Here is a 24,564-nt window from a genome sequence, read left to right as displayed (position 1 = left end):
ACATAAAGCTGGAACTCTGGCGCCGCTTGCGCGCGATGCGAACGACGCCGAAGTGTGCGCTGCCGCAGGGAAGCACGCACTGCCGCGCCTGCCGCCAGGCAGCCTGCGCGGCGAACGGATTAGCCGACTGCCTTCTCGACCGTATTCCGCAAGGTACCGATTTTCTCGATCTGGACCTCGCAGATGTCGCCGGCTTTCATAAAAATCGGCGGCGTGCGGGAGAAACCCACACCCGATGGTGTACCGGTGGCAATGACGTCGCCTGGTTTCAACGGGATGAGTGCCGAAGCATAAGCAATGATTTGCGCGACATTGAAGATCAGGTGGCGGGTATTGCTGTCCTGAAGCGTCTTGCCATTGAGCAAAAGCTTGATGTCGAGGCAACCCGGATCGGGGATCTCGTCTGCCGTGACAAGCCACGGACCAAGCCCACCGGTTTGCCAGAAATTCTTGCCCGAGGTCACCTGGCTCGAATGATATTGCCAGTCGCGCACGCTGCCGTCGTTGAAGCAGGTATATCCGGCGACATGATTCAACGCGTCGGCTTCATCGATATAGCGCCCGCCTTTTCCAATGACCACAGCCAGTTCTGCTTCGTAGTCGAATTCGTCCGATACCTTCGGTATTTGCAGAGGCCGGTCATGCGCGACCAGCGATTCCGGAAAGCGGGGAAACAGCGACGGGTGCTTCGGTTTCGGGCGTACGATGCCGGCATCCTGGACCTCCTTCAAATGATCCGCATAGTTGACGCCGACGCAATAAAAATGGGCCGGGTCCGGGATGAGCGGCAGGAAGGCCACGTCGCCCAGGACGTGGTCGGGCTGTGCTCCAACGAGTTCAGTCGCCGCGCCGAGTTTCCCGGCTTCGAGCAGGTGGCGCAGGCTGTTCACACCCAGCCGCCTGCCGATGTCGACGACACCATCATCGACGAGCGCCCCTAGACGGGAAGCACCTTCGAACTCGTAAGACAGAAGTTTCATGTTATCTCCGTTGCGTCGATTGAGACGACGACTCTGCCGGGGTTATCCCGGTTGCCATGGTTCAGGCTTCCTGATCAGCGACTGTTGCTTTGCTGGCGATATCGCGGAGCAGATCGTTCAATCCTTCGGAAATAAATCTTGCGGTCTCCTGATCGACAACCCGACCATCCCGTATTTTTTCATGCACCATGCCGATGACAATCTGCGGACGCAATACGAGTAAAGCAGCGTTCGAGAGCAGCGTTTCGTTGAGTTGCGCCTGCGCTCTCACCCCTCCCGTAAAGGCCGGCGATGCCGAGAGCGTCAGCACGGCTTTCCCCTTCAGCTTTGATTTTCCGTAGGGTCTGGATGCCCAGTCCAGCGCGTTCTTCAGAACACCGGACATGCCGTAGTTGTATTCCGGCGTGACGATCACCAGACCTGCCGCGCGTTCGATTGCCTGCCGCAGGGCAGTCACCGACTCGGGAGGCGATTCGTTATCGAGATCCTGGTTGTACAAGGGCACAGCGTCGAGCGGAAAAATTTCGAGCGTCGCGCGGCTCTCAGCGGCATCGACGATGTTCTTCAGGATCGCCGTGCAGTGCGAGGCCTTACGCAGACTTCCCGAGATCCCAAGTAAAACGGGTCGATCAGACATTCCAAGTTCTCCAGTTCTGTTGTTAGCGGATCGTGCTGCCGTCAGTTTATTCCTAAAATAAGGAATTTTTCAACTGAAATCCTAAGGCTTCCATGGAAGCCGGATTTCTCTTCGCCGTCGAGGCTGTTGTTCCGTGAGGGAGGACAGCCAGCGAAGGAGCGAGTACCGTCTTGACATATTCCCATTATGGGGAATATATTGCACGAAAGCATGGGCGACCGGTGTCGTCCACGGTCTGGATGGGCTACGTGTTCCGGGCTGTTCAGAACAGCGACCGATGAAGGCATCGGTCCAGTGCAAAGAAGTGGAGATAAGGATGAGGATGACTGAAGAAACAGGATTGGAACGAAGCGAGCTGGATCATAAAAACTCCTACGGCATGATCTTCGAGCAGGACGTTCCGATTCCCGTAAGCGATGGGCTCGTTCTGCGTGCGAACGTATTCCGTCCGGACGCAGAAGGCAACTTTCCTGTGATCATGGCGCAGGGCGTATACGGCAAGGATCTCCATTTCGAGGACGGCTTCAAGACGCAATGGGATCAGCTAGTCAGCGTGTATCCGGACCTTTGCAGCAACGGCTCCACGGGCAAATATCTTCGCTGGGAAACGGCCGATCCTGAGCGTTGGGTTCCTGATGGTTTTGTGATCATCCAGATCGATTCGAGGGGAAGCGGCAAGTCGCCCGGCTACTTGGATCCTCGCTCGCCGCGCGAGATCGTGGACTACTACGACGCCATCGAATGGGCGGCCCGGCAACCCTGGTCGAACGGCAAAATCGGCTTGCTGGGTATTTCCTACTACGCCGTGACGCAGTGGCGCGTCGCGACGCTGAGACCACCTCATCTGGCAGCGATCTGCCCGTGGGAGGGTTATACCGACTACTACCGCGACAGCACGCATCACGGCGGCATCCTGAGCAGCGGTTTCGCTAATTACTGGTGGCCGAAGCAATGTCTCGCCGTGCAGCACGGCAATGGCGCCTCACCGCATCGGGAACGGGAAACCGGCAAGCGTGTCACCGGCGAAGAAGCATTGAGTGAGCAGGAACTCATCGCCAATCGCACTGACTACGTCGCCGATATCCTGCGGCACTCGCTGGATAGCGCCTGGTGGCGCGAACGGACGCCGGTGCTCGATCGTATCGAGGTGCCGGTGCTGTCGGCCGGCAATTGGGGCGGGCCCGGCATGCATCTGCGCGGAAACATCGAGGGTTTTCTCGGAACGGGTTCGCAGCAGAAGTGGCTCTCCCTGCACGTCGGCAAGCACTGGGAGGGGTTCTATCTTCCCGAATACGTCGCCATGCAGAAGCGCTTCTTCAATCATTTTCTGCGCGATGAGCAGAACGGCTGGCAGAACGAGCCTGAAGTGCGGCTCGTTGTGCGCGATCCTCGAGGCGATCGGGTGCGCACAGCGTCGTCGTTCCCGCTGCCGGAGACGCAACCCACACGCCACTACCTCGACGTCGCGTCGGGGATGCTCTCCACCGATTGTCCCGCAGAGGAGTGCAGCGCGATTTTCGACGCGATGGGAGATGGGGTGAGCTTCACGACAGCACCCTTTGCAGTCGATACAGAATTTACCGGCTTCATCACGGCCCATCTCTGGGTGTCTTCATCGACGGAGGACATGGACCTGTTTGCCGTCTTGCGTATCGTCGATCCGGCCGGCAAGGAGCTCGTCATCAATGGTGCGCACGAAGCGTCTCCCGTGTCGCGCGGCTGGCTGCGCGCGTCGCATCGCAGGCTCGATCCACAGCGGAGCAATGCGCTACGTCCCTTCCACGCTCATGACCGGGTCGAACCGTTGGTGCCGGGTGAGTTCTATGAAGTGGACGTCGAGATCTGGCCAACGTCGATGGTCTTTCCGAAGGGCTATCGATTGGTGTTGACCATCATGGGCAAGGATTTCGAGTTCCCCGACATTCCCGGCCGGATCCTGCACAAGCATGCATCCGACCGCGGCGGCGCGACCTTCCAGGGCAGCAGTCGCATTCTGACCGGCGGGACCCGTGCGTCCTATCTGACGCTTCCCCATATCCCCGGAACTAACGATTGAGAGGAGCAGGCAATGCAGATTCGAAGGGTAGTCACCGGACACAAGCCGAACGGCGAGGCCACGATCCTGATCGACGAATCGTCCAAGGATGTTGTCAGCTTCCGTCCAGGCGCCACGGTCTGCAATATCTGGTCGGCGGCGTTGCCGGCCGATAACGACGACCCCAACGACGGGGCGAAACAGATCGTTGGTACTGCAATGAAGGGGCGCTCGGTCTTCCGTGTCATCGAATACGCGCCGGGTGTCGCGCCGCGCAATCATCGGACCGATTCGATCGACTACGCCATCGTGCTCGCCGGTGAGATTACGATGGAAATCGATCATGAGGCCGTGGTGCTGCGCGCTGGAGATGTGCTCGTGCAGCGCGGCACGATTCACAACTGGGTCAATCGAGGTGATGCGCCATGTGTCATCGCTTTTGTCCTGATCGATGCCGCGCCGGTGACGATCGCGGGCGACGCGATGACCGCGGTCGGATGACGCAAAGACACCGGTAGTCGGTACGGACCACCTGCCGGTGATTTATTGCCGCACTGCCTGCATGATTCGCAAATTTATGAATGAAGATCCTCAGCAGTTGAACACTATGAAAGGAAATATGATGAAGCCGATTAGGCGGGTGCTGATTGTAGGTGGAGGCATCGGCGGTCTGTCACTGGCCGTCGCATTGGGGCGCCGGGGGATTCAGGCTGAAATCGTCGAGATCAAGTCTGAACACAACGTCTACGGTGTGGGCATCATCCAGCCCGGTAATGCGCTGCGTGCGTTGAACGGTCTTGGCCTGATGGAGCGTTGTCTCGCCGAAGGGCTTCAGATCGACTACTACGTGATGAACGACAGTGACGGCGGGTTCATTGCCAGGATGAAGCTGCTGCGGATCGCAAGTCCGGATATTCCTGCCGTCAACGGTTTGCCGCGCACGGCGCTGCACCGCATCCTGACCGAGACGGCTAACGCTCTTGGCGCGAGGATTCGGCTGGGGTTGAGCGTGCAGGCGCTTGAACAGGTCGGCGACGAGGTGGACGTGACGCTGACCGATGGCTCCCGCGAAAAATACGATCTCGTCGTCGGGGCAGACGGTATCCGCTCGCGGATCCGGACGCTGCTATTCGGCAGTCAGTTCGACCCTCAATACACGGGCCACGGTGTCTGGCGTTTTACGACCACCCGGCCTGCTGAGATCGACCATCAGATCATGTATTTCGGCGTGGGGGTCAAAGCGGGGATCATGCCGGTCTCCAAGGACCAGATGTATCTCCTGCTGGTCACCAATGAACCCGGCAATCCGCGCTTCGACGCCGATCAGCTTCCACGTCTGCTGCGCGAACGCCTGCAATCATTTACTGCGCCTCTCGTCCGACAGATCCGCGAACAGATTGAAGACCCGGCGCGCGTCATCTATGGTCCGATCGAAGAGGTCATCATCCCATCGCCTTGGTATCGAGGCAGTGTGTTGCTAATCGGCGATGCCGCGCATGCCTCCGGTCCACACGTGTCGCAAGGAGCGACCATGGCGATCGAGGACGCCGTCGTGCTGGCAGAGTTGATCGCGGAAGGCGAGGGCGTGGAGAAAACGCTCGCGAGGTTCATGGAGCGCCGCTACGAGCGATGCAAATTCGTGCAGGACATCTCGCACCAGATCGGACAGGACGGCAATCTCGACGACCCCGTCCTTTGCGAACTGCGCAATGAGCGAATGCGCGCTGCCTTTCAGGACCCGCAGCCGCGGCCGCACGAACGGCGCCTCGCGGAGCCGATCTAGAGCGTGTCGGAGAACGGTGACGGGCGCACGTTCACCGGTTATCGCTTGCGCGGCGTTCGCGCGGCTACCGATGGCTTGTCCACGCTTTTGCCGCTCGCCGCTACGTTGATTGCGGCTGAGCCCATCACCAGATCGGTGACGAAGTCGCAAAATCGTTCCTTGAATGCGGGGGAGTCGACTTCGTTTCCGAACAATGCAGTGAAGACAGGTTTCGCGCTGAACATGAATTCGCAAAGCGCGGCAATCGAAACGTGAATGAATCGCGCATCCAGTGGATAGGCCTGTCCGGTAGCGTGTTCACCGCTCAGGAGCGTCTGCAATTCGCCGATGGAATGCCGGAACCTCTCGAGCGCGGCATCGCGTTCGGGGCCGATCGTGTTGAAGAGATAGTCGACCACCAGACGATGGTAGTGCGGGTTGCTCCCGAAAAAGTCCAAAAAGATCGAGATGCGCAGACGCAGACGATCTCTGACGGAACCGTCGTGGACGTTGGAGGCGATGAAGCGGTTGCGCAGTTCCTCCGTGATCTGGATGGCGACCACCTTGAGAAGATCCGGCATCTGACCGAAGTAGTAGCGGATCAACTTCTTGTCGATGCCTGCCAGCAGCGCCACCTGCTGGAACGTGATCTCTCCTGGCGGTACGGTTTTCAGTGTCTCCCGCGCCGCGGCCAGGATAGCTTCCTTGCCGACGGCGCCAGCAGTGGACGGGCGGCCTTGCGGGCGTCGAGTCTTTTCAGTTTTTCGGGCTGGCATATCCGGGTGGTTCTTTTCCTGGTGGTGACGGGTAATCGTACTCGGAGGATTGGAGCATCGCAGCGGAATTATGCCCAATCCGCGACTGTGGTGAGGACGAGGTTGGCGGTACCCGCAGTCGAAGCATATTGACATTTCCCATAAATGGGAATTAAATCATTGACAGTGTTCAGCGGATAGGAGAGAAAGTCAATGCTTGAGCTTTATCACACGGTGAACTCCGTCTGCGCGCAGAAAGTCAGGATCGAACTGGCAGAAAAGGACCTGGATTGGGAAAGCCATCAGATGACCCTACGCGGCGACCAGTTCGACGAGGCTTATCTCAAGCTCAATCCGAACGGTGTGGTACCGACGTTGATCCATGACGGACAGCCTGTCATCGAATCGTCAGTCATTCTCTACTATCTCGAGGACTGCTTTCCTGACGTGCGGTTGATGCCGGAAGACCCGATGAATCGCGTTACCGTGCGGCTGTTCAACAAGTTCATCGACGAGTACGTGCACAACGCCTGCACGGTGCTGACTTTTGCTATCGCATTCCGGACACGCTTCCAGAAAATGGATCCGGTCAACCGCGAAAGCTATCTATCGGGCGCGCCGAATCAGAAGCGTTCCGACTACAAGCGCGATGTGATAGCCCACGGCCTGGACTCGAAATTCTGTGTCGAGGCAGTCGGGCATTTCATCAAGCTATTGCAGTGGATCGAACGTGCAACGCTCGATCATGACTTTCTGGCCGGCGACGAATTCTCGCTCGCGGATATCGCGGTCATACCCTATGTGATCCGTCTGGACATGTTGCGCCTCGCGCCGATGTTGCATTCCTATCCTCATGTGGCGGCATGGTACGAGCGCACGCGAAAACGCCCGGCGGTCGAGCGCGCAATCGTCAGCAGCATGACGGCGGTGGATCGGGCGCCGTTCGAAGAGATTTCCGTCGATCCCTGGCCAGCCATCGGCCGCATGGTGGAACAAGCTTAGATTCATTCACCGTCGGAATCGACGTTCAATAATAACTGCCCTCGTCGACGGGCAGACGATATCAGGAGACTTGACGTGTTGACGGTAAAAGCAATTGTTCCCACTGAGGAGCATGCAACCCATTCGCCGGCAACAGCGGCCGATGCCAATCATGCGGCCGCTGCGGCGGAAATCACCGCACGTATCGAGCGACTGCCGTTCTCTTCCTGGCATGTTCGCCTGGTTGCCGTGGTCGGTATCGCGCATCTGCTCGATGCGTTCGACTCGCTGGCCATTGCGCTCGTGCTGCCTGTACTGATCGAGCTCTGGCACTTTTCCCCGGGTCAGGTCGGGCTGGTTTTTTCCATCGGGTATCTTGGGCAGATCGTCGGAGCGATCGGCTTGAGCTGGTTGTCGGAACGCTTCGGGCGCCTTCGTGTACTGCGTCTCGCGCTGGGTATCATGGCTGTTCTTAGTCTGGCGACCGCGTTCGCCGGCAGCTACATGACCTTCGTTATCCTGCGCCTGATCCAGGGGCTGGGACTCGGCGGCGAAGTGCCGGTTGCCGCCACCCTGGTCAACGAACTAACGCCGGCCCGTTTTCGTGGCCGCGTTATCAGTTCGTTACAGAGCATATTCGCCGCCGGTCTTTTTCTGACGTCATTCGCTGCAGTCTGGCTGATTCCGCAGTTTGGCTGGAAATCGATGTTTTACCTGGGCGCGCTGCCGGGCTTGCTGATCTTTGTGATTGGCGGCGTGGTCCCGGAATCGCCGCGATGGCTAGCGTTGCGAGGTAGGATCGATGAAGCCACCGCTGCCACGGAGCGTATCGAGACGGCTATATCGAAGCAGGGCACGCGAACCCTTCCGGCGGTCGGCCCGCTCACACTTCATCCTATGCGGCGGCATGGCCGCTTTGCGGATCTGTTCCGCAACGGCTATGCGGTTCGTACCGTCTGCATCTGGGTCCTGATGTTCTGCATTTCCGCATGTGGCAATGCGCTGATCACCTGGCTGCCGACGATCTACAAGACCGTTTATCACGTCACCCTCACCAACACGTTCCTACTCAGCAGTGTGCTGGGCATCGCGGGCCTGTCTGGTGCCATTACGAGCGTTCTCGTGATCGACAGCATCGGCCGTCGCCGCACTTTCATGTTGTCGTTGTTCGGCAGCGCCGTGCCGCTGATCGTGCTGGGGTTGGCCGGGCAGGTGCCGATGCTCGCAGTGGTGTCGTTGCTGACGGTGAGCAACTACCTGCTCGCCATTGGGCTCGGCAGTATCCATACCTATGCCACTGAAATTTATCCGACCCGCATGCGGGCGCTAGGTGCAGGCGCGGCCATGGCCTGGCTGCGTATCGCTCAGGTGGTGAGTCCGCTTGTGATTGGGGCACTCCTTAGCCACATCGGCGTTGGTGCGGTGTTTCTCTTCCTTGCCGTGATGGGATTGATCGGTGGCCTGACGGTTGCCGTTGCCGCAATCGAAACCAAGGGCCGCATTCTCGAAGAAATCTCCGTTTGAAGCTGTCTTTGTGACAGCGTGGCCGCTTCGGAGAATTGGAATAAGCGGCTTTTTTCGCGTTCTTGAATGGAGACACAAATGGCTATATTGGGTGTGCAAACAGTGGTGTTCGGCGTCGACGATATGGCGCGCTGCACACAGTTCCTCGATGATTTTGGCCTGGTGAGAGAAGATACCGATGCCGTAGAGTACAGACTACGCGAAGGTTCGAACGTAGTTCTGCGGCAGAGTACAGATTCCGCGCTGCCGCCGTCTTTCGGTTCGGGGCCGGGTGTCCGGCAGGTCATCTGGGGAGTCGATAGTCAGGCAAGCCTCGACGCGATCGAGGCTGACCTGCGCCGCGATCGGGCCGTCGAAAAAGACGCTTACGGGCGAATCTATTGTATCGACGATGCGGGCTTGTCGATCGGGTTTGGTCTCTTCGAACGCCAGCCGCTGATCTCGGACGAAGAGCTGGTCAACTCGCCTGGCCGCTCGCTACGCTGGAATCGCCACCGTAAATGGTTCAAGCGCGCGGCGCCTCAACTCATCCATCATGTCGTCTTTGCCTGCCCGGATTACGAGAAGGCGGCGCGGTTCTATCGGGATCGACTTAAGTTCCGCATAACGGATGTTTCACGCGATCGCGGCATATTTCTTCGAGCCGACGGGCGGTCCGATCATCACAACCTGTTCTGGCTAAAAGACACGCGCGCCCGATTTGTCCATATCTCGTTCGGCGTCGAAAATCTGGATGAGCTTGTAGCGGGTGCGAATCATATGCAACGCACGGGCTGGACAAGCAACCTGGGGCTGGGGCGGCATCGGCTTTCTTCGACGATTTACGCTTACATCAACAATCCAGCAGGCGGTGAGGCCGAGTATTCGGCCGATACCGACTGTCTGGACGATCGCTGGCAACCGAGGATCTGGAACCCGCCGTTTGCAAATCAGCATTGGGTCGCGAATCTGCCGGAGTTTCTGATCAAGCATCCCGAGGAAGATGTGAGGCTGCTGGCCGAGATCGATCCCGAACTGGCCAGCATTCCGGAGTAGCCGGAAGGTTTGCTTCAGAACGGCCAGCCTCGAAACAATCGAGCAGGCGGCCGTTCATCGGGGAGCGGCTAGAACGAGTGCCGGATGCCAAGCATGCTGCCCACCTGACTCATCCCTTTGCCTGGCGTGGACGCTCCGCCGCCGCTTACTGAATAAGCGGCCTTGGCGCTGTTCTGCAGAAAACCAAGTTGCGCATACGCTGCCGTGCGCGGCGACAAAAGGTAGGTGGCGCGGGCCACTTCCATGCTTGCTCGCGTATCTTGCTGGCGATCGATAACCCGCTGCAGCAGCATGTCGAAAAACAGCGCCGGCGACATCTGATAGTCCGCCTCCAGCGCATATTGATTCGACGTGATGGTGGGTGTTGTCGTTGAGGCCGAGTTCACATGACGATTCAGCCATACTGCCCCGAAGGTGAACTTGCCCACCTTCGCATACCCGTCCAGCACCAGACGTGCGTCCCGATTGCCGCTGCTGGTCAGAGCAACGGGTGTCAGGCCGTTGAAGAGGCTAGCCGCAGCACCAGGACCACCATTCTGGCGATCGTAGCTCGCCGCGGCGCCCCAGCTTCTGGCGTCGTATTTCAGCAGAAGCGACCATTCCCGGCATGCCGCGGCATTGCCGGGAATACTACCTGCGCAGGTTCCCTCTCCGGGCGTATTGAATCCGTTTGCCGGTGACGCGTCCCGACCGAACGAGTAGCTTGCGCCGACCGTCAGGCCTCCGACATGCTTCTGATAGACGACCGTATTGTCGCTGCGAGGATTTGCAATCCATGCATCGAGCGAGGCCAGTCCATAGATGTTGGTGCCGACGATATCGGCGGGCTGCAGCGACCAGAACAGCATTGAATACTGCCGACCGAAGGTCAACGCACCGAGCGGACCGTCGATCCCGACAAAGGCTTGTCTGCCGAACAAGCGGCCACCCTGATTGAGGCTGCCTGTGCCGGTTGCAAAACCGCTTTCGAGCGTGAACACCGCGTTGTAGCCTTCGCCAAGCGGCTCTGAGCCTTTCAGACCCCACCGCGAGGGTAGCTCGCCGGTGGTGCTCGGCATTCGCACGAGCGAACCGCCCGTCTGGTTCGCGTGATTCACGTATTCAATGCCCGTATCGATGATTCCGTATAGCGTGACACTCTGGGCGCGGGCCGCGCTGCACCACGTTGAAGCGAGCGCAGCTACGAGAACGCCTGAGATCGCCGTGATCCGATTCATGCCTGTCTCCAATGTATATTTTATAGTACTAACTGATGTGAAGCGGTCTGGAAAGCATTTCCACCTAACGTTCGGCGACCTCCAGCCTTTTCGCGTTTCCTTGGTGCGCGGTTGGTCGCCGGCGCTTTCTCTATCGGCAAACTTTGCCGAAGATGCGATTACGATTTTCGAGACCGAAGCGCGTGAGACACGATCGCATGCGCAAAGCCGTGCTTCGCGTCACGAATGGGATCGCATGGATGGAATTTATATTCCCACAATGGGGAATTGTCAATTGACTGGATGGGAAGGATTTCCCTTAGTGAATGTACGAAGCGTCTCGGCTGATTTGCCGGGATGGCGGGTGGCGGGGTGGGGGGAAGGGAGACGAGTGCTGGTTCAACGCGCATCTTCCTGGCACGAGTTTCATAATGCTGCTAGATTTTCGCTACCTGCACTCTTGATCGAGAGTCCCATGACCGACAGACCGAGCTCCAACGTTTCCGTTACGCGTTCGCTGGCCCTGATCGCACTTGTCGTTGCCGTGGTAGTGCTTGCCTTCGCCTACACCGCAGGCTGGCTTTCGCCAGACCGCCTGACCCCCGCAAAAATCGTCAATGGCCTGGCGCCTCCAGGCGGACCCGCTTTGGGTTTCCGGCGTAACCACGCTAAAGGCGTCTGTTTTACCGGCACATTCGAGTCGAATGGAGGCGCAGCAGCGCTGTCAAAGGCGCAGATGTTTGCGCCGGGCTCGTATCCGGTCACAGGACGGTTCAATCTGGCCACGCCGGATGCCAAAGCCACAGACGCTACCGTGCGCGTTCGCGGCCTCAGCCTGCGTGTGGTCACACAGGATGGAAACGAATGGCGCTCGGCGATGATCGATGCGCCTTTCTTCCCCGTTGCGACGCCCCAAGGCTTCTATGCCCTGTTGCAAGCTTCGGCGCGAACGGACGACCCCGACGCGATGAAGAACTTCATTGCCGCCCACCCTGAGTTTGCGAGATTCGGTGCGTGGGCAACCGGCGCACCCTGGACGGCGTCTTATGCGCAAGAGCGGTATAACAGCCTCAACAGCTTTATCTTCACGAACGCAGAAGGACAGGATCAGGTCGTGCGCTGGTCCTTTGTACCGGAAGCGAAGCCTGAGCCTGTCTCTCCGGACGATCTTAAACAGCGCAGCCCCGACTTCCTTGCTTCGGACATTACGCAGCGGGTGAGCAGCGCTCCGCAACGCTGGACGATGATCGTCACCGTCGCCAATCCGGGTGACCCGACTGCCGATCCGAGCAAAGCCTGGCCTGATGATCGCCGCAAAGTGGAGGCCGGCACACTGGTGGTCAACGCCATCGAACCCGAAGCCAATGGGCCGTGCCGTGATCTCAACTTCGATCCGACAGTGCTTCCTTCGGGCATTCGTGTTTCTGACGATCCGTTCCCCGCTGCGCGCTCGGCGGCCTACTCGGTATCGTTCAACCGTCGGACCGCCGAGGACAAAGACTATCCGCACACGCCAACCGCAGGGGTCAAGCCATGACATCGAGCCACAAGCGCTTCACGCCAATACAGCGCGCTTTGCACTGGATCATGGCGATATGCATTCTGTCGATGCTGTTTATTGGCGTCGGCATGGTGTCGACCGTTCGGCCCGACTATCTCACGCTGGTTTCGATTCACAAACCGTTGGGCATGCTGATTCTCGTGCTCGCGCTGATCCGGCTGATAGTAAGACTTGTGCGAGGTGCGCCGCCACTACCATCAGATATGCCTGAGCCGATGAAGCTTGCGGCTTATCTTTCGCATGTAGCATTCTATGCGTTGATGTTTGCACTTCCGCTACTCGGCTGGGGCATGCTGTCAGCAGCCGATTATCCCGTCGTGGTGGCCGGCATTCGACTGCCGTCATTTTTGCCTCACAGCAACGAACTGCACACGCTGCTCTGGAATGCGCACAGATTTCTTGCGCTGTGCTTCTTTGCGCTGATCGTTCTTCATATCGCAGCCGCGCTCTTTCATGCGCTGGTCAGGCGTGATGGCGTTTTTCAGGCCATGGCGTCGTGGCGCAAAGGGTAGAGGTTTAAGCGGAAGAAGGTGTATGCCAAATCCGGTGACCGGCGAGCCTCAACGAGCGCTCGCCTTATCATCGGCTGTGCTATTGGCCTCCTAGCGGAGCGACCATTAAACAGGATGACTCTTGAAAGGATAGAGGTGGAGGCGCGCTTTGTGGCAAATTCGGTGCGTGCGCTTAAAGCGATTGCCGCCACGAACGACGCTGTGACCTTCTTGCCGAAGATATCGGTTCAGCCTGAATTGAATCAGGCTAGCCTTTTTGCGCTGCCGAGCTCGAACCCGATTCTGCAGTCCGCACGCGCTCAGGTCTTTGTTCGACGCGGCAGGACATATTCGTCCGCGCTTTCAGCATTAGTGAGCGTAATGGGTGAGCGGCGGTACTTTTCGACATCGCCTTTGAAAGGCAGATAGCGGGAAATCGGCCAGCCGGACCATCTGCCCTAACGCGCCATTCAGCCGATATTTGGTCCCCGTCTGCGACGCAGCGTCCCGTCACGGCCCGCAGATTGCTCCCGACGCGTGATTCAAAAAATTTGAAGTACCGCGTCAGATACTTTCGTTTGCCGACTGAAATTCGACCGGGTATCTTCAAACTCACCAGTGACGCTTGAGTCTTGATGAGGAAGGAAATGGAGGCAATCGGTTACGACAGGGTGAGCGCTTATCGGCTCGAGCGAACGCGCTTGATGCTCGCGGAAGCAGGTGTCGACGCCGCCATTCTGTTTGACCCGCTGAACCTTCGATACGCGACCGGCAGTCGCAACATGCAGGTGTGGAGTTCGCACCATATGGTCCGCTACGTGTTCGTTCCGGTTTCTGGCCCCGTTGTTCTGTTCGATTACGGTGGTGCGATGCACCTTTCCGACAGCAACACATTGATCAGTGAAACGAGACCCGCGAAATCATGGGATTACTTCGGCTCCGGAAGCCGGGCCGCTGAACACGCAACCCTATGGGCGTCCGAGATAGCTGACCTCCTGCGGGAAGTCTGCGGACAGGATGCCACGCTCGGTCTGGACCGGGCCGATCTCTTGCCATTGCGAGCGCTCGACCGGCTAGGCGTACATGTGGTCGACGCCAAAGGTCCTCTCGAACTCGCAAGATCTGTCAAATCAACCGAAGAGATTGAGATCATTCGTGGCTCGATGCAAGTTTGCACCGATGCCATTACCTTCATGCGTCAGCATGCCAGACCAGGAGTGTCGGAAAACTATCTCCTCTCTCTGCTGAATCAGTACAACATCGAACACGGTGGTGAACATCAGGAGACACGATGCCTCGCGTCTGGCCATCACACCAATCCGTGGTTCACGGAAGCGTCCGCCAAGATCATTGAAGCAGGGGAAATGCTGGTGTTTGACAGCGATCTGGTGGGTCCAAACGGCATCTTCACTGACCAGACTCGCTCGTTCGTTATTGGAGATTGTCGTCCGACACCCGAGCAGCGGACCAACTACGCTCTCGCTTACGAGCAGTTGCAACACAATCTGTCGTTGCTGCGCCCAGGCTTAACTTTCGAAGAATACGTCCAGGCGTCGTGGCAGATGCCGGATCTCTACGTCCCCAACCGTTACGCGGAGATGGTTCACGGAATCGGTTTTGGCGTGGAATACCCACTCGTCTATTTCCGACAGGATGCTCCGGCGTGGCAGTACCCTGGCGAATTCGTGGAGGGTATGACCGTTTGTGTTGAAAGCTATATTGGCGCGGTCGGAGGTCCAGATGGTGTCAAGCTCGAACAACCCGCCTTGATTACATCAACCGGCCCAGTCGCTCTTTCTGACTGTCCGTTTGAGCTCGACTATCTTTGAAGATAAGCGGGCAATCGTCGATTTCCACATTTTTCTCGATCCCGGTCTCAGGTCATGTCCACCAAGAAGTATTTTTTCAGCACTGCGCCGATTTACAACATTCGTGCTACTAAAGATATTGAAAGAAAAACGATTGAGTGGTCAACGTGGGTATGCAATGACGACAGCTATGTCCATCGATATTTCCCTGGCGCTTCGTTTTACGTTGTGAGGGGGAGGGCACGTCTAACTTTCCCAGATGGGACGGTTGTTGATATCGAAGCGGGTGATTTTGTGTCAATAGCCACGGGTGCCGAGGCAACGTGGAAAATCGACGCCGAGATCGAAACTAGATACTGCTATCACGCCGATGTGCCCACGAGCGGCAACCGTGCTTCGCGGGTGAGCGCATGAGCCAGACGGCGATATTCGACTATGTTATCGGAGGCGCAGGCTCGGCGGGCTGCGTATTGGCTCGAAGACTGGCTGACGCCGGCCACACGGTTCTGCTCATCGAAGCGGGGCCGAGCGATAACTCCTGGATCATTCGGATGCCTGCCGGGCTGCGATCGATTTTTCGGCCGACCTCGAAGTATAACTATTGGTTCCAGACTGAGCCGCAACATCATTTGAATGACCGCCGGATAACACAGCCCCGCGGACGCGTACTAGGGGGGTCCTCATCGATCAACGGTATGACATGGCTGCGAGGTCATCCACTGGATTACGAGCGATGGGTAAAGGAAGGTGCAACAGGCTGGGGATGGGAAAACTGTCTCCCGTATTTCCGCAAGATCGAGCGAAGCGAGGTCGAAAGCGAGTACCGCGGTGCGGAGGGATTTATTCGCGCACAGCGCCAGGAGCGCCTGAGCCCTCTGAACCGGGCCTTCCTGGCTGCTGGACAGCAGGCAGGCTATCCGCTGACCGAAGACGTTAACGGATATCAGCAGGAAGGCGTGTCGCGTTTTGAAATGAGCGTTGACAGAGGTATTCGAAATAGCGCCTCGTATGGGTACCTGCATAGCCGGCCCGATGACGACCGGTTGACTGTCTGGACCGACAGTACCCTGCGCAGAATCAACTTCGTCGGGAATAGAGCCACCGGATTCAACGTGAAGCGGCATGGTGAGCTCGTGAACGTTGTGGCACGTAGGGAAACCTTGCTTTGTGCTGGCGTTTTTGGCTCTCCACAACTGCTGATGCTGTCGGGGATTGGGCCCGGGGAGCATCTCAGCGAACACGGCGTCGACTCACGCGTGAATCTTCGCGGCGTCGGGTCAAACCTTCAGGACCATCTTGAGTGCCACATTCAGATCGAGACTCGTGAGCCGGTATCGTTGAACCGGGAACTTCAACTGCACAGAATGCTGATCGCCGGAGTTCAGTGGTTCGGTTGCAAAACGGGCGTCGCGGCGGTGAATCAATGCCACGTCGGTGCGTTTCTGAAAAGCGCACTGGACATTCCGCATCCAGACATCCAGTTCCATTTTTTTCCCGTGTTCTTCAACAAGGACTGGACGCCAACCAGGCATACAAATGGGTATCGCATCGGCGTTGGCCCGATGCGTCCGACGAGTCGAGGACAGGTACGCCTCAGAAGTGGCAGGGCTGATGATCCTGTTCTGATCGACCCGAATTATCTTGCCACTGAAGAAGACTGGCGTGTCATGCGTGAGGCAGTACGTCTGGGGCTTCTGTTTTCCAGCCAGCCAGCGTTCCGACGCTATCACTTTCGGGAAGACATGCCAGGAGTCGACACAACTGACGTCGAACGCCTTGATGAGTTCATCCGCGAAGATGCCGCCAGCGCCTACCACCCATGTGGCACGTGCCGCATGGGATCAGGAAACGACCCAATGACGGTCGTAGACGCTGATCTCAAGGTGTTGGGAGTGGACGGACTTCGAGTCATTGACGCTTCCGTCATGCCGTCCGTGCCAAGCGCCAATATCAACGCCGCGACGATCATGCTGGCCGAACGCGCCAGCGACCTGGTACTCGGAAAGAAACCGCTGAGTCCCGTTGCTCTGAAATTTCACTCGTGAGATTCACTTCGATCGGTTCCAGGCGATGAGGGATCAAATTGATCGAGACGAGGTCGCCACAATGTTGAGCACCAGTAGGAAATACCACTCCACATGTCCAGGGAAAAGGAGAACCAAATGAAACATCTCAAGAAGCTTGTTCTGGCCGGCGCATTCGCGCTCACCGGTCTCATCACCGGAAACTCGATGGCGGACTCAAAGCCGACGCTGAACCTTGGCTATGTGCAAGGCTGGGATGACAGCGTCGCGTCTGCAACGGTGGCGGCACAAGTCATCGAGAAGCGCCTCGGATATCCCGTCAAGCTTATTCCCGCAGCACCTGGCATCATGTGGGGCGGCGTCGCGCGAGGTGACCTCGATATCATTCTCGCGGCGGCTTTGCCCAACTCACACGCCGCTTACTGGGAACGATACAAGGATCAGGTCCACGACCTTGGCGCCAACTATCTTGGAGCAAAGATAGGGCTCGTCGTACCCGACTATGTCTCCATCGACAGCATTGCCGACCTGCAGGCGCATAAGGCGGACTTTTCTGGGCGCATCGTCGGGATCGATGCGGGTGCGGGCATCATGAAAAAGGCTGCGGACGCGATCAAGGTCTACAACCTGGATTACCAATTGCTTCCCAGCTCGGGACCGGCAATGGTCGCGGAACTCTCCCGATCCATCAACTCACACAAACCTGTCGTCGTGACGGGATGGATACCGCATTGGATGTTCGCGAAATGGAAGCTGAAGTTCCTCCAGGATCCGAAGAGTGCTTTCGGCGACGGAGATCATTACGATAGCGTAGTTAATCCGAGCCTCGACTCGAAAGCGCCTTCGGTGGTTGCATTCCTGAAGAAGTTCCAGTGGAAGCCCGGCGAGCTCGACAGCATTATGCTTGCCACGGAGAACGGCGCTAAGCCCGAGGATGCCGCTGCTTCGTGGATCGCCGCGCACGGAGAGCGCGTGAACACGTGGGTCGGCGCGAGTCAGTAATTCTGGCACTTGCCGAACGAGGTAAGCAACGACGTGCCTTCGCATATGCCCGAACACCTGAAAATTCCGGTCAAGGGCTTCCTTCGGTACGCCGGGCCGAAATAATCAGCTGCGTTTGCAGAAAGGCCGCAATCGCCTCCATTCCCGGCTTTCCTCCGCTAGAGACTGCGAGGCGGATCCGGAGGCGATCGTTGACCGGCGTGATCCTAAGTCTGTTCGCCACGTTGGTTGTCAGGCTCAGCGAGCTCTGGGGGATGAGGGACGCGCAAAATCCGTTCTCAACGGCCGAGACAATGCTTGCCAGATTTCCTGAGCGGAAGGCGATTCTGTGCAATGGAGCGTGCTGAGCTGCGAGACGTAGGGTCATGTCTCGCAGCACACAATCGACGTCCAGTAGTCCGATCGGCGTATAGCCGCCGGTAATAGGCTCGACCGGCAAGGGCTCGGCCCAGACGAGGCGCTCCTCCCAAAGGGGCAAGCCGGAGTCGATGTCTACATCCTGGGTCAGAATGGCGAGGTCAAGCTCATCATTCTCGATCTTTCGGCGCAGCTTCCGGCTCAGGTCACATTCAACTGAAGGCACTACCGCTGGGAAATTGCCGTGCAGGTACGGCAACGCCGCAGACAGGAGCGCAGGTGCATAGTCCGCCGGTACGCCTATTCTCACCTCACCAGCAATAGGATCGCTCGCGAACGCATTGACCAACGTGTTCTCAAGCCGGAGTAGGGCACGCGCGTGAATCAACATTCGCTCGCCAGCCGGCGTGACGCGGAGGCTCTGATTGTTCCGCTCCAGCAACCGCTGCTGGACAGCGTCTTCGAGCCGCTTGATCTGCATGCTGACTGCCGACTGCGTCAGATGAAGGTGTTCCGCCGCACTTTTGAGTGCTGCCGGAAAGGCAGACCGTCGCGTACGTCTCCAGAACATTCAAGTCGAGTTTTCCTCTGCGCATGGTTCGATCCACGTAGGCGACAGCGTATTTTGAACGAGAAGTGGCGGCGAGGCTACGGCGATGCGGGTGCACTGCACCCGCTCCGTGTATTGATGGACGAACGGTACGGAGGAAAGCACACATGTCATTCTACATACACAACTGAAACTCCAATTCTGTTATGAGTCGCGTGCCGACTCCGACCGCGTCCGCGCAGACGCGGATCGCCCCGTCTCTATCGAAGCAAATGATGAAGTCGATGTTGAAGGGTTCTCTATAACTCCCTGTCTGGAGAAAATACCGCTGCTAATGAGGCAGTCAGCGCGCCTGCCGCTGCGATGCACCGCCAATCGATCAGCAGCAGGGGGGAGACCAGAGCAGAGCCCAATGCGCCGCCAAGAAAGAAGATGGCAATGTAAAGACTATTCAGGCGACTGCTGGCTGATTGATCCAGCGCTAGTATGGCTCGCTGTGAAATGACGTGAGACACCTGTACACCTGCGTCGATCATCAGTGCTCCTATGACCCATCCTGTCACCGAGTCCAGTGCCCCTACCATCGCGAACCCGCAGACGACAAGCGAAATCCCAGCGATGCGACCAATCCGCCCGAACCCATGGTCGGCTGCGTAGCCAGCGAGAGGTGCCGACAGTGCGCCGGCTGCCCCGACGAGCGCGAACAATGCCACAGCCATCGAATTGAACCCGAATCGGTGCATGAGGATGATCGGCGCAGTACCCCAGAAGAGGCTAAATGACGCGAATAGGCATGCCTGGGCCGTTGAAAGTTGCCGCAGGGATCGGTGCGCCCGCGCTAGCGAAAGTAAAGATCCGATCAACGCCTTGTAGCTGTGCCTTGCTTCCGGTTGCCTAACCGGAAGCTGGCGACTGAGAAGAAGCGTGAGCGCGACGAGAATGACGGCGTCGAGAATATATAGACCGCGCCACCCCAAGACGTTTTCAGCGATGCTCGCAATAGGTCGCGCAAGCATGATGCCCGCGAGTAGTCCGCCAGTGATCTTGCCAACTACTCGACCTCGGGACGCATCGTCAGTCATGTGCGCCGCCAAAGGGATAAGCATCTGTACGGCGGTGGTGCCGACACCAAGAGAAAACGCGGCGACCAGAAGCAGAACAGCATTGGTTGCGCCTGCCATCACAGTCAACGCGACGCAGAGTCCGGTGAGTGTCAACAAAACGAGTCGTCGATTCTCCACGAGATCCCCGAGGGGGGCGAGAATGACTAGTCCGACGCAGTAGCCCGCCTGGCTGAGTGTAATGACCAGACTTGCGCCCCAAAGCGGCAGTCCGACCTTGGGCGCGATGAAGACGATAAGCGGTTGTGCGAGGTAACTGCTGGCTGCGATAAGTCCGCATGCGAGCGCCATAAGCGCAGTCATCGCAAAGCCGATGTGGTGAGTCGAGGAAGCAGGCGATTCCTCAATTGATAGATCTGTTCCCACTGTACCCCCTGATTTGGGGCTGGACGTTGATTACGTTTTGTTCAACGCCCAGCCGCCCGATTAACTAATCAACGGGTCGATTTTCCGAGGACTCCTCCGAGCCATCAATATCGCGACTCTCATCTCATCAATGCCGTTTTGTCATTTGTTCGGGCAGGTATGTAGCTGGAAACAGAAACCGATTTTCGGTCAGCGTATCTTTGCCCAGTTACGCAACCAGCGTCTTGAGAACATCATCGAGCGGAATTTGGGCCTTACGGTGCTCAATGCCAATACCGCCCTGGAAGTCAATCCAACCCTCGTTGAAGCCATCGATCATGCGGATACGGGGCATTGGATACTGCATGCCTTGTGACCGAAACAGTGTTTCCCATGTATCGCGCGGCACCGGAACCATGCGCACAGGATGGCCCAGGGCGGCGCTGAATCCGGACGCGATGTCGTTTGCGCTATAGCGTGCAGGCCCCTCCAGTTCGACAATTCGCACGCCGGTCCATGCGTCACGAAGGATTTCTGCTGCGTTGCGTCCGATGTCATCAGCGGCCACCATCGGGATGGGATGGTCTAGCGGTTGCAGGAAGCAATGAATTGCCCCTGTGCGCGCGGCATCTACATCCCACGCTGCGTTTTCCATGAACCAGGCCGCACGAAGCATGCACACTGGGAGGTCCAGCGTGCGAAGCATCTCCTCGGTCATCCTGGAGTTATTGAGCAGGTTGGGCTCCGCGACATGCGCACCAACTGTCGAAAGGAACACTACCTGTTTTGGCTGCGCAGCCAGCAGCGCTTTCTTGACTGCAACAGCGTTAGCCTGCGTTTGCGGGAAGCCTGGTTGGGGATCGTAATTCGGAGGTGTCATCAGGAACACGCCGTCTGTGCCCTCGAAAGCCTTCGTAAGCGCTTCTGCGTCGCCGATTTCCGCAAGGGCGATCTCGCAACCGAGCTCTGCCCATGATTGACCCTTCGCGACGTCGCGGACAACGGCACGAACAGGTAGTCCTGCCTTCAAAAGCGATCGAGCGACGACACCGCCGACTTTTCCTGTAATTCCTGTAATTGCGTACATTTGTTTTAGTCCTTTAAACGATATTGAAACTGTCGGGGCGGCGGACATAGCCTGCCTTCGGAGATCAGCGGCGAAGGAAGGGGACCTCGCCGAACTTCAGGAAACGACGAGAACCGCTCGAATACCGTTCAATCTGGCATCCAGACAATTGGTTGACGGCGAGTAACCCGGCAGAGCGCTGATTCAATGCATCGCTGCCTTCTGATGAAGCGTCTTGGAGCTTAAGTTGAACGACCTGGTAAATGAATATCCGCCACGTCAGAAGTCATATGACAAAATGTCATTAAAAATAACGATTGAATTCAATAGACTTGAGTGTGTGACAGTAGCGGGGCTTACGCATGCTGGCATTGGGTCCGTAGTAAAGCGCGCGGGCGATTGGCTACAGGTAATTCGGGCGAGTGAAAGTCCAGCCTGAAGGCGACCGTCCGGCGAGGCAGAGTGCAGATTTGCGGGCCGGACGGCATGTCGTTCAGTGATGCGCAAAGAGAGAACTGAGCCCTTTAGCGACAGTGCGGCTGCCCGATGCCACGGAGCCGTCCTGTACGCCACCGAAACTGCTTTCGACGTTGGCATCGGTATCGCGCTGTGCGCTGATCTTGGCCTCGGCAGCCTGAATGTCGTCCGGGTAGTGGGGATCGTTCTTACCCGGGAGGTAGCCGGCGTTTTCGATCTGCACGAGTTCGGCGCGCACCTGGGCACGGGTTACGGGGGAAGCGGTTTCCTGGGCATGGCTCGCGATTGGAAAGGCAAGGGCAGTTGCGACGGCCAGGGTGAGTTGACGGAAGTTCATGGCAAATCTCCTTCGGTTTGGGTTAAGAGAAGAACGTATGGTTCGGAATGGATTCTGGACAAAAGGAGATGAAACTGAAATAGCATCGCGGTCATCTCATTGATGCCGGATTGTCATGAAATGAATCGCCGGGAAGCTGACAGGAAGAAATGAATCGAGCAACCGAAACGCGTCGCAGCTAAATTCTGCGGCCAGCGCTGCTGGCAAAATGTTCGGCAGGTATCCGCGTCGTTGGGAGGCAGGCTGTGGGGGTATGACGCCCCGATATGTCTTGAGGTCGCGGCGGACGACGGTTCAGGTGAGAGCCGGAAGCGGCTGTCTACCGCGATAGGGGACTGGCCTGGTGAAAGCCACGGAAATGCGCCGGTTTTCAACGGCAGGGAGATGCGAAATCGTCAGCGCGGGGTCACGGCCGGACGGGTGAACCGCTCATCCACGCGGGACAAGCTTTCGAGCTCAAAGATGGTGAACGATCTTGTCGTTAGGGACGACTAGCCTTGGGTCGCCTATCAAGCGTTTTTTCTGGCGCTGCGCTGAGCGACACAATGAAATCGAGAAACATGCGCACCTTTGCCGGAACATGGTGGCGGGAAGGATAGAGTGCGTAGAGAGGGAATCGATCGTCAGGCCAGTCGGGGAACAGCTCCACGAGCCGGCCATCCGCGAGTAGTTGTTCTACACCGAGCTCCATCACCTGAGCAATGGCGTGCCCGGCCACGCAGACGCTATGCATGGTGCCGACATCGTTGACCGTGAGTCGTCCAGCCACCTCAACGGAAATTTTTTTGCGCCCGCGGTGAAATTCCCAGTCGAAGGGCCGCCCTGTTTCGGGATCCCGAAACCTGATGCATTGATGAGTATCATTTTCGAGCTCGGAGGGTTGCTCGGGGCGGCCCTTGCGCTTGAGATAAGCGGGCGCTGCAACCGTCAGGATGCGCGTATCGAGGAGTTTTCGCGCCACGAGACTGGAAGGTCGAGGTTCACCAAATCGGACCGCGAGGTCAAAGCCGTCGGCGATCATATCGCCGAGCTGATCTCTGGTGACCAATTCCAGTCGGAGCTCCGGATATTGATCGATAAATGACCCTAGCTTCGGAGCAAGGAGCAGGCGGGAAAAAAATGGATCGACATTGACCCTCAGGCGACCGCGTACGGCGGTCGCTCCTTCGGTAGCGGACGTCGCGGCCTCTTCAAGCGCCGCAAGCAGTGGTATCACTTGCTCGCAGAGGCGACGGCCCTCATCCGTCAGCGTGACAGAGCGCGTCGTGCGATCCAGGAGACGGACCCCGAGGCGCGCTTCAAGCCGTGCTATGCAGCGGCTGACACCGGACTGAGACATGTCGAGCATGTCACCCGCACCAGCGAAACTACCGGTGTCGACTATCGCGGACAGAACACTCATTCCGTTCAGAATTCGTTCGTCGAAGCCGGCCATCAATGCCTCCGCAGCATTTATCAAATGACACTGATGTTATCGCGAAAGGACGTGTCGACGCACAAAATTGCTGCATTGAATGATGCGAATCAGGAGGGGCCAATGTTTGCGGTCACCGGAATTACCGGGCAAGTAGGAGGGGTCGTTGCACGTGTTCTGCTTGCGGCAGGACTGGACGTGCGTGGAGTCGTTCGGAATCCTGTCAAAGGAGAGGGCTGGGCAAACCAGGGATGTGAGGTGGCAATAGCCGAAATGAACGACGCAGTCGCCTTGGCACGTGCTTTTGACGGAGCCGACGCGGTCTTCATTTCGCTCCCCCCGAATTTTGATCCGGCGCCCGGGTTTCCTGAGTCGAAGGCCGCAATCGCCGCTTTGAGCGACGCCCTGACCGCGTCAATGCCCAAGCGTGTAGTTTGTCTGTCCACGATCGGTGCCCAGGCAACGCAGCCCAACCTGCTGCAGCAATCAGGAATGATGGAGCGAGCATTCGGCTTGCTGCCTATGCCAGTCGCGTGCCTCCGCGCGGGATGGTTCATGGAAAACACGGCATTCGACCTGGAGCCGGCGCTCGCGTCCGGTGTAATTCCCAGTTTCCTTTATCCGTTGGACAGGCCTGTTCCTATGGTAGCAACCGCCGATGTAGGCCGGATGGCGGCGAGCCTGCTCCGCCAAAATTGGACTGAGCACCGGATCATAGAACTCGAGGGACCGCGTCGGACGACGCCCAACGAAGTCGCTGAAGTGTTCTCCCGATTACTAGGTAGGAATGTTCGGATGGAGCCTGTGGCTCGGGACACGTGGGAGCGTCTGTTCGCGTCCCAAGGAATGAAAAATTCATTGCCGCGTATCCAGATGCTGGATGGTTTCAACGAAGGGTGGATCGAATTCGAACGCCCGGCGAGTACAGTCAAAGGCAGCGTTCCGCTGGAAACAGTCGTGCGCGGGGTGATCCAACGTATGTCTGAAACCGTCTGACTGTACCGCTGTTTCGACCTTGGTAAAGGTGTCAGTCGTTGCTTGCATTTCTTGTAATTATCGTTTAATAATTAAATGATGACTCGATGGAGCAAACGGATCGCTCTGGT

General features: G+C 57.8%; 23 protein-coding genes. 14 read left to right on the top strand and 9 right to left on the bottom strand.

Annotation, left to right across the window (positions count from 1 at the left end; all coding sequences use genetic code 11):
* Positions 1 to 119: 119 nt before the first annotated feature.
* Together M0D68_RS12115 and M0D68_RS12110 are read right to left on the bottom strand one after the other, a co-directional pair.
* Positions 120 to 980, bottom strand: coding sequence for a fumarylacetoacetate hydrolase family protein (locus M0D68_RS12115; RefSeq protein ID WP_093633693.1), 861 nt, complete (start codon positions 978 to 980; stop codon positions 120 to 122).
* 61 nt (positions 981 to 1,041) lie between these two features.
* Entirely contained in the window at positions 1,042 to 1,617 is a 576-nt protein-coding gene (locus M0D68_RS12110; protein WP_093633692.1) for an NADPH-dependent FMN reductase, read from the bottom strand.
* A gap of 277 nt (positions 1,618 to 1,894) precedes the next feature.
* Between M0D68_RS12110 and M0D68_RS12105 the strand changes: the two genes are divergently transcribed.
* The 3 genes from M0D68_RS12105 (at position 1,895) to M0D68_RS12095 (ending at position 5,435) form a co-directional block, all read left to right on the top strand.
* The gene (locus M0D68_RS12105) at positions 1,895 to 3,673 is read left to right on the top strand and encodes a CocE/NonD family hydrolase (protein WP_266224333.1); all 1,779 of its coding nucleotides are present in this window, start codon (positions 1,895 to 1,897) and stop codon (positions 3,671 to 3,673) included.
* A gap of 12 nt (positions 3,674 to 3,685) precedes the next feature.
* Positions 3,686 to 4,153: a cupin domain-containing protein gene (locus M0D68_RS12100; RefSeq protein ID WP_200650986.1), complete on the top strand. Its 468-nt coding sequence runs from the start codon at positions 3,686 to 3,688 to the stop codon at positions 4,151 to 4,153.
* Positions 4,154 to 4,214: 61 nt separating this feature from the next.
* Positions 4,215 to 5,435, top strand: coding sequence for an FAD-dependent monooxygenase (locus M0D68_RS12095; protein ID WP_266224331.1), 1,221 nt, complete (start codon positions 4,215 to 4,217; stop codon positions 5,433 to 5,435).
* A gap of 38 nt (positions 5,436 to 5,473) precedes the next feature.
* Here the strand turns inward: M0D68_RS12095 and M0D68_RS12090 are convergent, their stop codons facing one another.
* On the bottom strand, positions 5,474 to 6,325 hold the full coding sequence (locus tag M0D68_RS12090; protein ID WP_266224329.1) for a TetR/AcrR family transcriptional regulator: 852 nt from the start codon (positions 6,323 to 6,325) through the stop codon (positions 5,474 to 5,476).
* A gap of 57 nt (positions 6,326 to 6,382) precedes the next feature.
* Here M0D68_RS12090 and M0D68_RS12085 point away from each other — a divergent pair, with 57 nt between their 5' ends.
* The 3 genes from M0D68_RS12085 to M0D68_RS12075 all read left to right on the top strand — a co-directional run bounded on the left by M0D68_RS12085 (position 6,383) and on the right by M0D68_RS12075 (position 9,709).
* Positions 6,383 to 7,171 carry a glutathione S-transferase family protein gene (locus M0D68_RS12085; RefSeq protein WP_266224328.1) on the top strand — a complete coding sequence of 263 codons (789 nt, stop codon included), beginning with the start codon at positions 6,383 to 6,385 and terminating at the stop codon, positions 7,169 to 7,171.
* Between the two features lie 75 nt (positions 7,172 to 7,246).
* Complete coding sequence (locus tag M0D68_RS12080; RefSeq protein ID WP_167378336.1) at positions 7,247 to 8,674, top strand: MFS transporter; 1,428 nt, start codon at positions 7,247 to 7,249, stop codon at positions 8,672 to 8,674.
* A gap of 78 nt (positions 8,675 to 8,752) precedes the next feature.
* Positions 8,753 to 9,709 carry a VOC family protein gene (locus tag M0D68_RS12075; protein ID WP_266224327.1) on the top strand — a complete coding sequence of 319 codons (957 nt, stop codon included), beginning with the start codon at positions 8,753 to 8,755 and terminating at the stop codon, positions 9,707 to 9,709.
* 68 nt (positions 9,710 to 9,777) lie between these two features.
* Here M0D68_RS12075 and M0D68_RS12070 read toward each other — a convergent pair whose 3' ends face one another.
* Positions 9,778 to 10,926 (bottom strand): porin, encoded by a 1,149-nt coding sequence (locus tag M0D68_RS12070; RefSeq protein WP_266224326.1) that lies wholly within the window; start codon positions 10,924 to 10,926, stop codon positions 9,778 to 9,780.
* Positions 10,927 to 11,380: 454 nt separating this feature from the next.
* Here M0D68_RS12070 and M0D68_RS12065 point away from each other — a divergent pair, with 454 nt between their 5' ends.
* The 7 genes from M0D68_RS12065 (at position 11,381) to M0D68_RS12040 (ending at position 17,791) form a co-directional block, all read left to right on the top strand.
* Positions 11,381 to 12,442: a catalase family peroxidase gene (locus tag M0D68_RS12065; protein WP_266224504.1), complete on the top strand. Its 1,062-nt coding sequence runs from the start codon at positions 11,381 to 11,383 to the stop codon at positions 12,440 to 12,442.
* Positions 12,439 to 12,978, top strand: a complete 540-nt coding sequence (locus M0D68_RS12060; protein ID WP_093633683.1) for a cytochrome b — start codon at positions 12,439 to 12,441, stop codon at positions 12,976 to 12,978. The genes M0D68_RS12065 and M0D68_RS12060 overlap by 4 nt, the downstream gene beginning before the upstream one ends.
* A gap of 114 nt (positions 12,979 to 13,092) precedes the next feature.
* Positions 13,093 to 13,386, top strand: a complete 294-nt coding sequence (locus M0D68_RS36610; RefSeq protein ID WP_367619316.1) for a LysR substrate-binding domain-containing protein — start codon at positions 13,093 to 13,095, stop codon at positions 13,384 to 13,386.
* A 218-nt stretch (positions 13,387 to 13,604) separates the two neighbouring features.
* Positions 13,605 to 14,786 (top strand): Xaa-Pro peptidase family protein, encoded by a 1,182-nt coding sequence (locus tag M0D68_RS12055; protein WP_167378335.1) that lies wholly within the window; start codon positions 13,605 to 13,607, stop codon positions 14,784 to 14,786.
* A gap of 54 nt (positions 14,787 to 14,840) precedes the next feature.
* Positions 14,841 to 15,179: a cupin domain-containing protein gene (locus M0D68_RS12050; RefSeq protein ID WP_266210716.1), complete on the top strand. Its 339-nt coding sequence runs from the start codon at positions 14,841 to 14,843 to the stop codon at positions 15,177 to 15,179.
* On the top strand, positions 15,176 to 16,810 hold the full coding sequence (locus M0D68_RS12045) for a choline dehydrogenase (protein ID WP_266210717.1): 1,635 nt from the start codon (positions 15,176 to 15,178) through the stop codon (positions 16,808 to 16,810). The genes M0D68_RS12050 and M0D68_RS12045 overlap by 4 nt, the downstream gene beginning before the upstream one ends.
* Before the next feature lie 117 nt (positions 16,811 to 16,927).
* Complete coding sequence (locus tag M0D68_RS12040) at positions 16,928 to 17,791, top strand: glycine betaine ABC transporter substrate-binding protein (RefSeq protein ID WP_093633678.1); 864 nt, start codon at positions 16,928 to 16,930, stop codon at positions 17,789 to 17,791.
* Positions 17,792 to 17,861: 70 nt separating this feature from the next.
* Here M0D68_RS12040 and M0D68_RS12035 read toward each other — a convergent pair whose 3' ends face one another.
* The 5 genes from M0D68_RS12035 to M0D68_RS12015 all read right to left on the bottom strand — a co-directional run bounded on the left by M0D68_RS12035 (position 17,862) and on the right by M0D68_RS12015 (position 23,479).
* Entirely contained in the window at positions 17,862 to 18,719 is an 858-nt protein-coding gene (locus M0D68_RS12035) for a LysR family transcriptional regulator (protein ID WP_266224324.1), read from the bottom strand.
* Between the two features lie 278 nt (positions 18,720 to 18,997).
* Complete coding sequence (locus M0D68_RS12030) at positions 18,998 to 20,185, bottom strand: MFS transporter (protein WP_266224322.1); 1,188 nt, start codon at positions 20,183 to 20,185, stop codon at positions 18,998 to 19,000.
* Between the two features lie 208 nt (positions 20,186 to 20,393).
* Entirely contained in the window at positions 20,394 to 21,251 is an 858-nt protein-coding gene (locus M0D68_RS12025) for an NmrA family NAD(P)-binding protein (RefSeq protein WP_266224320.1), read from the bottom strand.
* 472 nt (positions 21,252 to 21,723) lie between these two features.
* Positions 21,724 to 22,044: a DUF4148 domain-containing protein gene (locus M0D68_RS12020; protein ID WP_266224318.1), complete on the bottom strand. Its 321-nt coding sequence runs from the start codon at positions 22,042 to 22,044 to the stop codon at positions 21,724 to 21,726.
* Positions 22,045 to 22,525: 481 nt separating this feature from the next.
* Complete coding sequence (locus M0D68_RS12015) at positions 22,526 to 23,479, bottom strand: LysR family transcriptional regulator (protein WP_093633673.1); 954 nt, start codon at positions 23,477 to 23,479, stop codon at positions 22,526 to 22,528.
* A 102-nt stretch (positions 23,480 to 23,581) separates the two neighbouring features.
* Between M0D68_RS12015 and M0D68_RS12010 the strand changes: the two genes are divergently transcribed.
* Complete coding sequence (locus tag M0D68_RS12010; protein ID WP_266224503.1) at positions 23,582 to 24,454, top strand: NmrA family NAD(P)-binding protein; 873 nt, start codon at positions 23,582 to 23,584, stop codon at positions 24,452 to 24,454.
* Positions 24,455 to 24,564: the final 110 nt, after the last annotated feature.

The organism is Paraburkholderia sp. SEWSISQ10-3 4 (genome assembly GCF_030464785.1).
GTDB lineage: Bacteria > Pseudomonadota > Gammaproteobacteria > Burkholderiales > Burkholderiaceae > Paraburkholderia > Paraburkholderia aspalathi.
The sequence above is the reverse complement of the archived record's forward strand: the minus strand, read 5'-3'. Positions and strand labels throughout refer to the sequence as shown.

Excerpts from the sequence above, each read along its gene's own strand:
- M0D68_RS12045 (WP_266210717.1), top strand. The coding sequence starts at position 15,176 with ATGAGCCAGACGGCGATATTCGACTATGTTATCGGAGGCGCAGGCTCG.
- M0D68_RS12020 (WP_266224318.1), bottom strand. The coding sequence starts at position 22,044 with ATGAACTTCCGTCAACTCACCCTGGCCGTCGCAACTGCCCTTGCCTTT.
- M0D68_RS12100 (WP_200650986.1), top strand. The coding sequence starts at position 3,686 with ATGCAGATTCGAAGGGTAGTCACCGGACACAAGCCGAACGGCGAGGCC.
- M0D68_RS12050 (WP_266210716.1), top strand. The coding sequence starts at position 14,841 with ATGTCCACCAAGAAGTATTTTTTCAGCACTGCGCCGATTTACAACATT.
- M0D68_RS12015 (WP_093633673.1), bottom strand. The coding sequence starts at position 23,479 with ATGGCCGGCTTCGACGAACGAATTCTGAACGGAATGAGTGTTCTGTCC.
- M0D68_RS12035 (WP_266224324.1), bottom strand. The coding sequence starts at position 18,719 with ATGTTCTGGAGACGTACGCGACGGTCTGCCTTTCCGGCAGCACTCAAA.
- M0D68_RS12115 (WP_093633693.1), bottom strand. The coding sequence starts at position 980 with ATGAAACTTCTGTCTTACGAGTTCGAAGGTGCTTCCCGTCTAGGGGCG.
- M0D68_RS12055 (WP_167378335.1), top strand. The coding sequence starts at position 13,605 with ATGGAGGCAATCGGTTACGACAGGGTGAGCGCTTATCGGCTCGAGCGA.
- M0D68_RS12070 (WP_266224326.1), bottom strand. The coding sequence starts at position 10,926 with ATGAATCGGATCACGGCGATCTCAGGCGTTCTCGTAGCTGCGCTCGCT.
- M0D68_RS12075 (WP_266224327.1), top strand. The coding sequence starts at position 8,753 with ATGGCTATATTGGGTGTGCAAACAGTGGTGTTCGGCGTCGACGATATG.
- M0D68_RS12095 (WP_266224331.1), top strand. The coding sequence starts at position 4,215 with ATGATTCGCAAATTTATGAATGAAGATCCTCAGCAGTTGAACACTATG.
- M0D68_RS12040 (WP_093633678.1), top strand. The coding sequence starts at position 16,928 with ATGAAACATCTCAAGAAGCTTGTTCTGGCCGGCGCATTCGCGCTCACC.
- M0D68_RS12105 (WP_266224333.1), top strand. The coding sequence starts at position 1,895 with ATGAAGGCATCGGTCCAGTGCAAAGAAGTGGAGATAAGGATGAGGATG.
- M0D68_RS12060 (WP_093633683.1), top strand. The coding sequence starts at position 12,439 with ATGACATCGAGCCACAAGCGCTTCACGCCAATACAGCGCGCTTTGCAC.
- M0D68_RS36610 (WP_367619316.1), top strand. The coding sequence starts at position 13,093 with ATGACTCTTGAAAGGATAGAGGTGGAGGCGCGCTTTGTGGCAAATTCG.
- M0D68_RS12085 (WP_266224328.1), top strand. The coding sequence starts at position 6,383 with ATGCTTGAGCTTTATCACACGGTGAACTCCGTCTGCGCGCAGAAAGTC.
- M0D68_RS12110 (WP_093633692.1), bottom strand. The coding sequence starts at position 1,617 with ATGTCTGATCGACCCGTTTTACTTGGGATCTCGGGAAGTCTGCGTAAG.
- M0D68_RS12065 (WP_266224504.1), top strand. The coding sequence starts at position 11,381 with ATGACCGACAGACCGAGCTCCAACGTTTCCGTTACGCGTTCGCTGGCC.
- M0D68_RS12025 (WP_266224320.1), bottom strand. The coding sequence starts at position 21,251 with ATGTACGCAATTACAGGAATTACAGGAAAAGTCGGCGGTGTCGTCGCT.
- M0D68_RS12090 (WP_266224329.1), bottom strand. The coding sequence starts at position 6,325 with ATGTCAATATGCTTCGACTGCGGGTACCGCCAACCTCGTCCTCACCAC.
- M0D68_RS12010 (WP_266224503.1), top strand. The coding sequence starts at position 23,582 with ATGTTTGCGGTCACCGGAATTACCGGGCAAGTAGGAGGGGTCGTTGCA.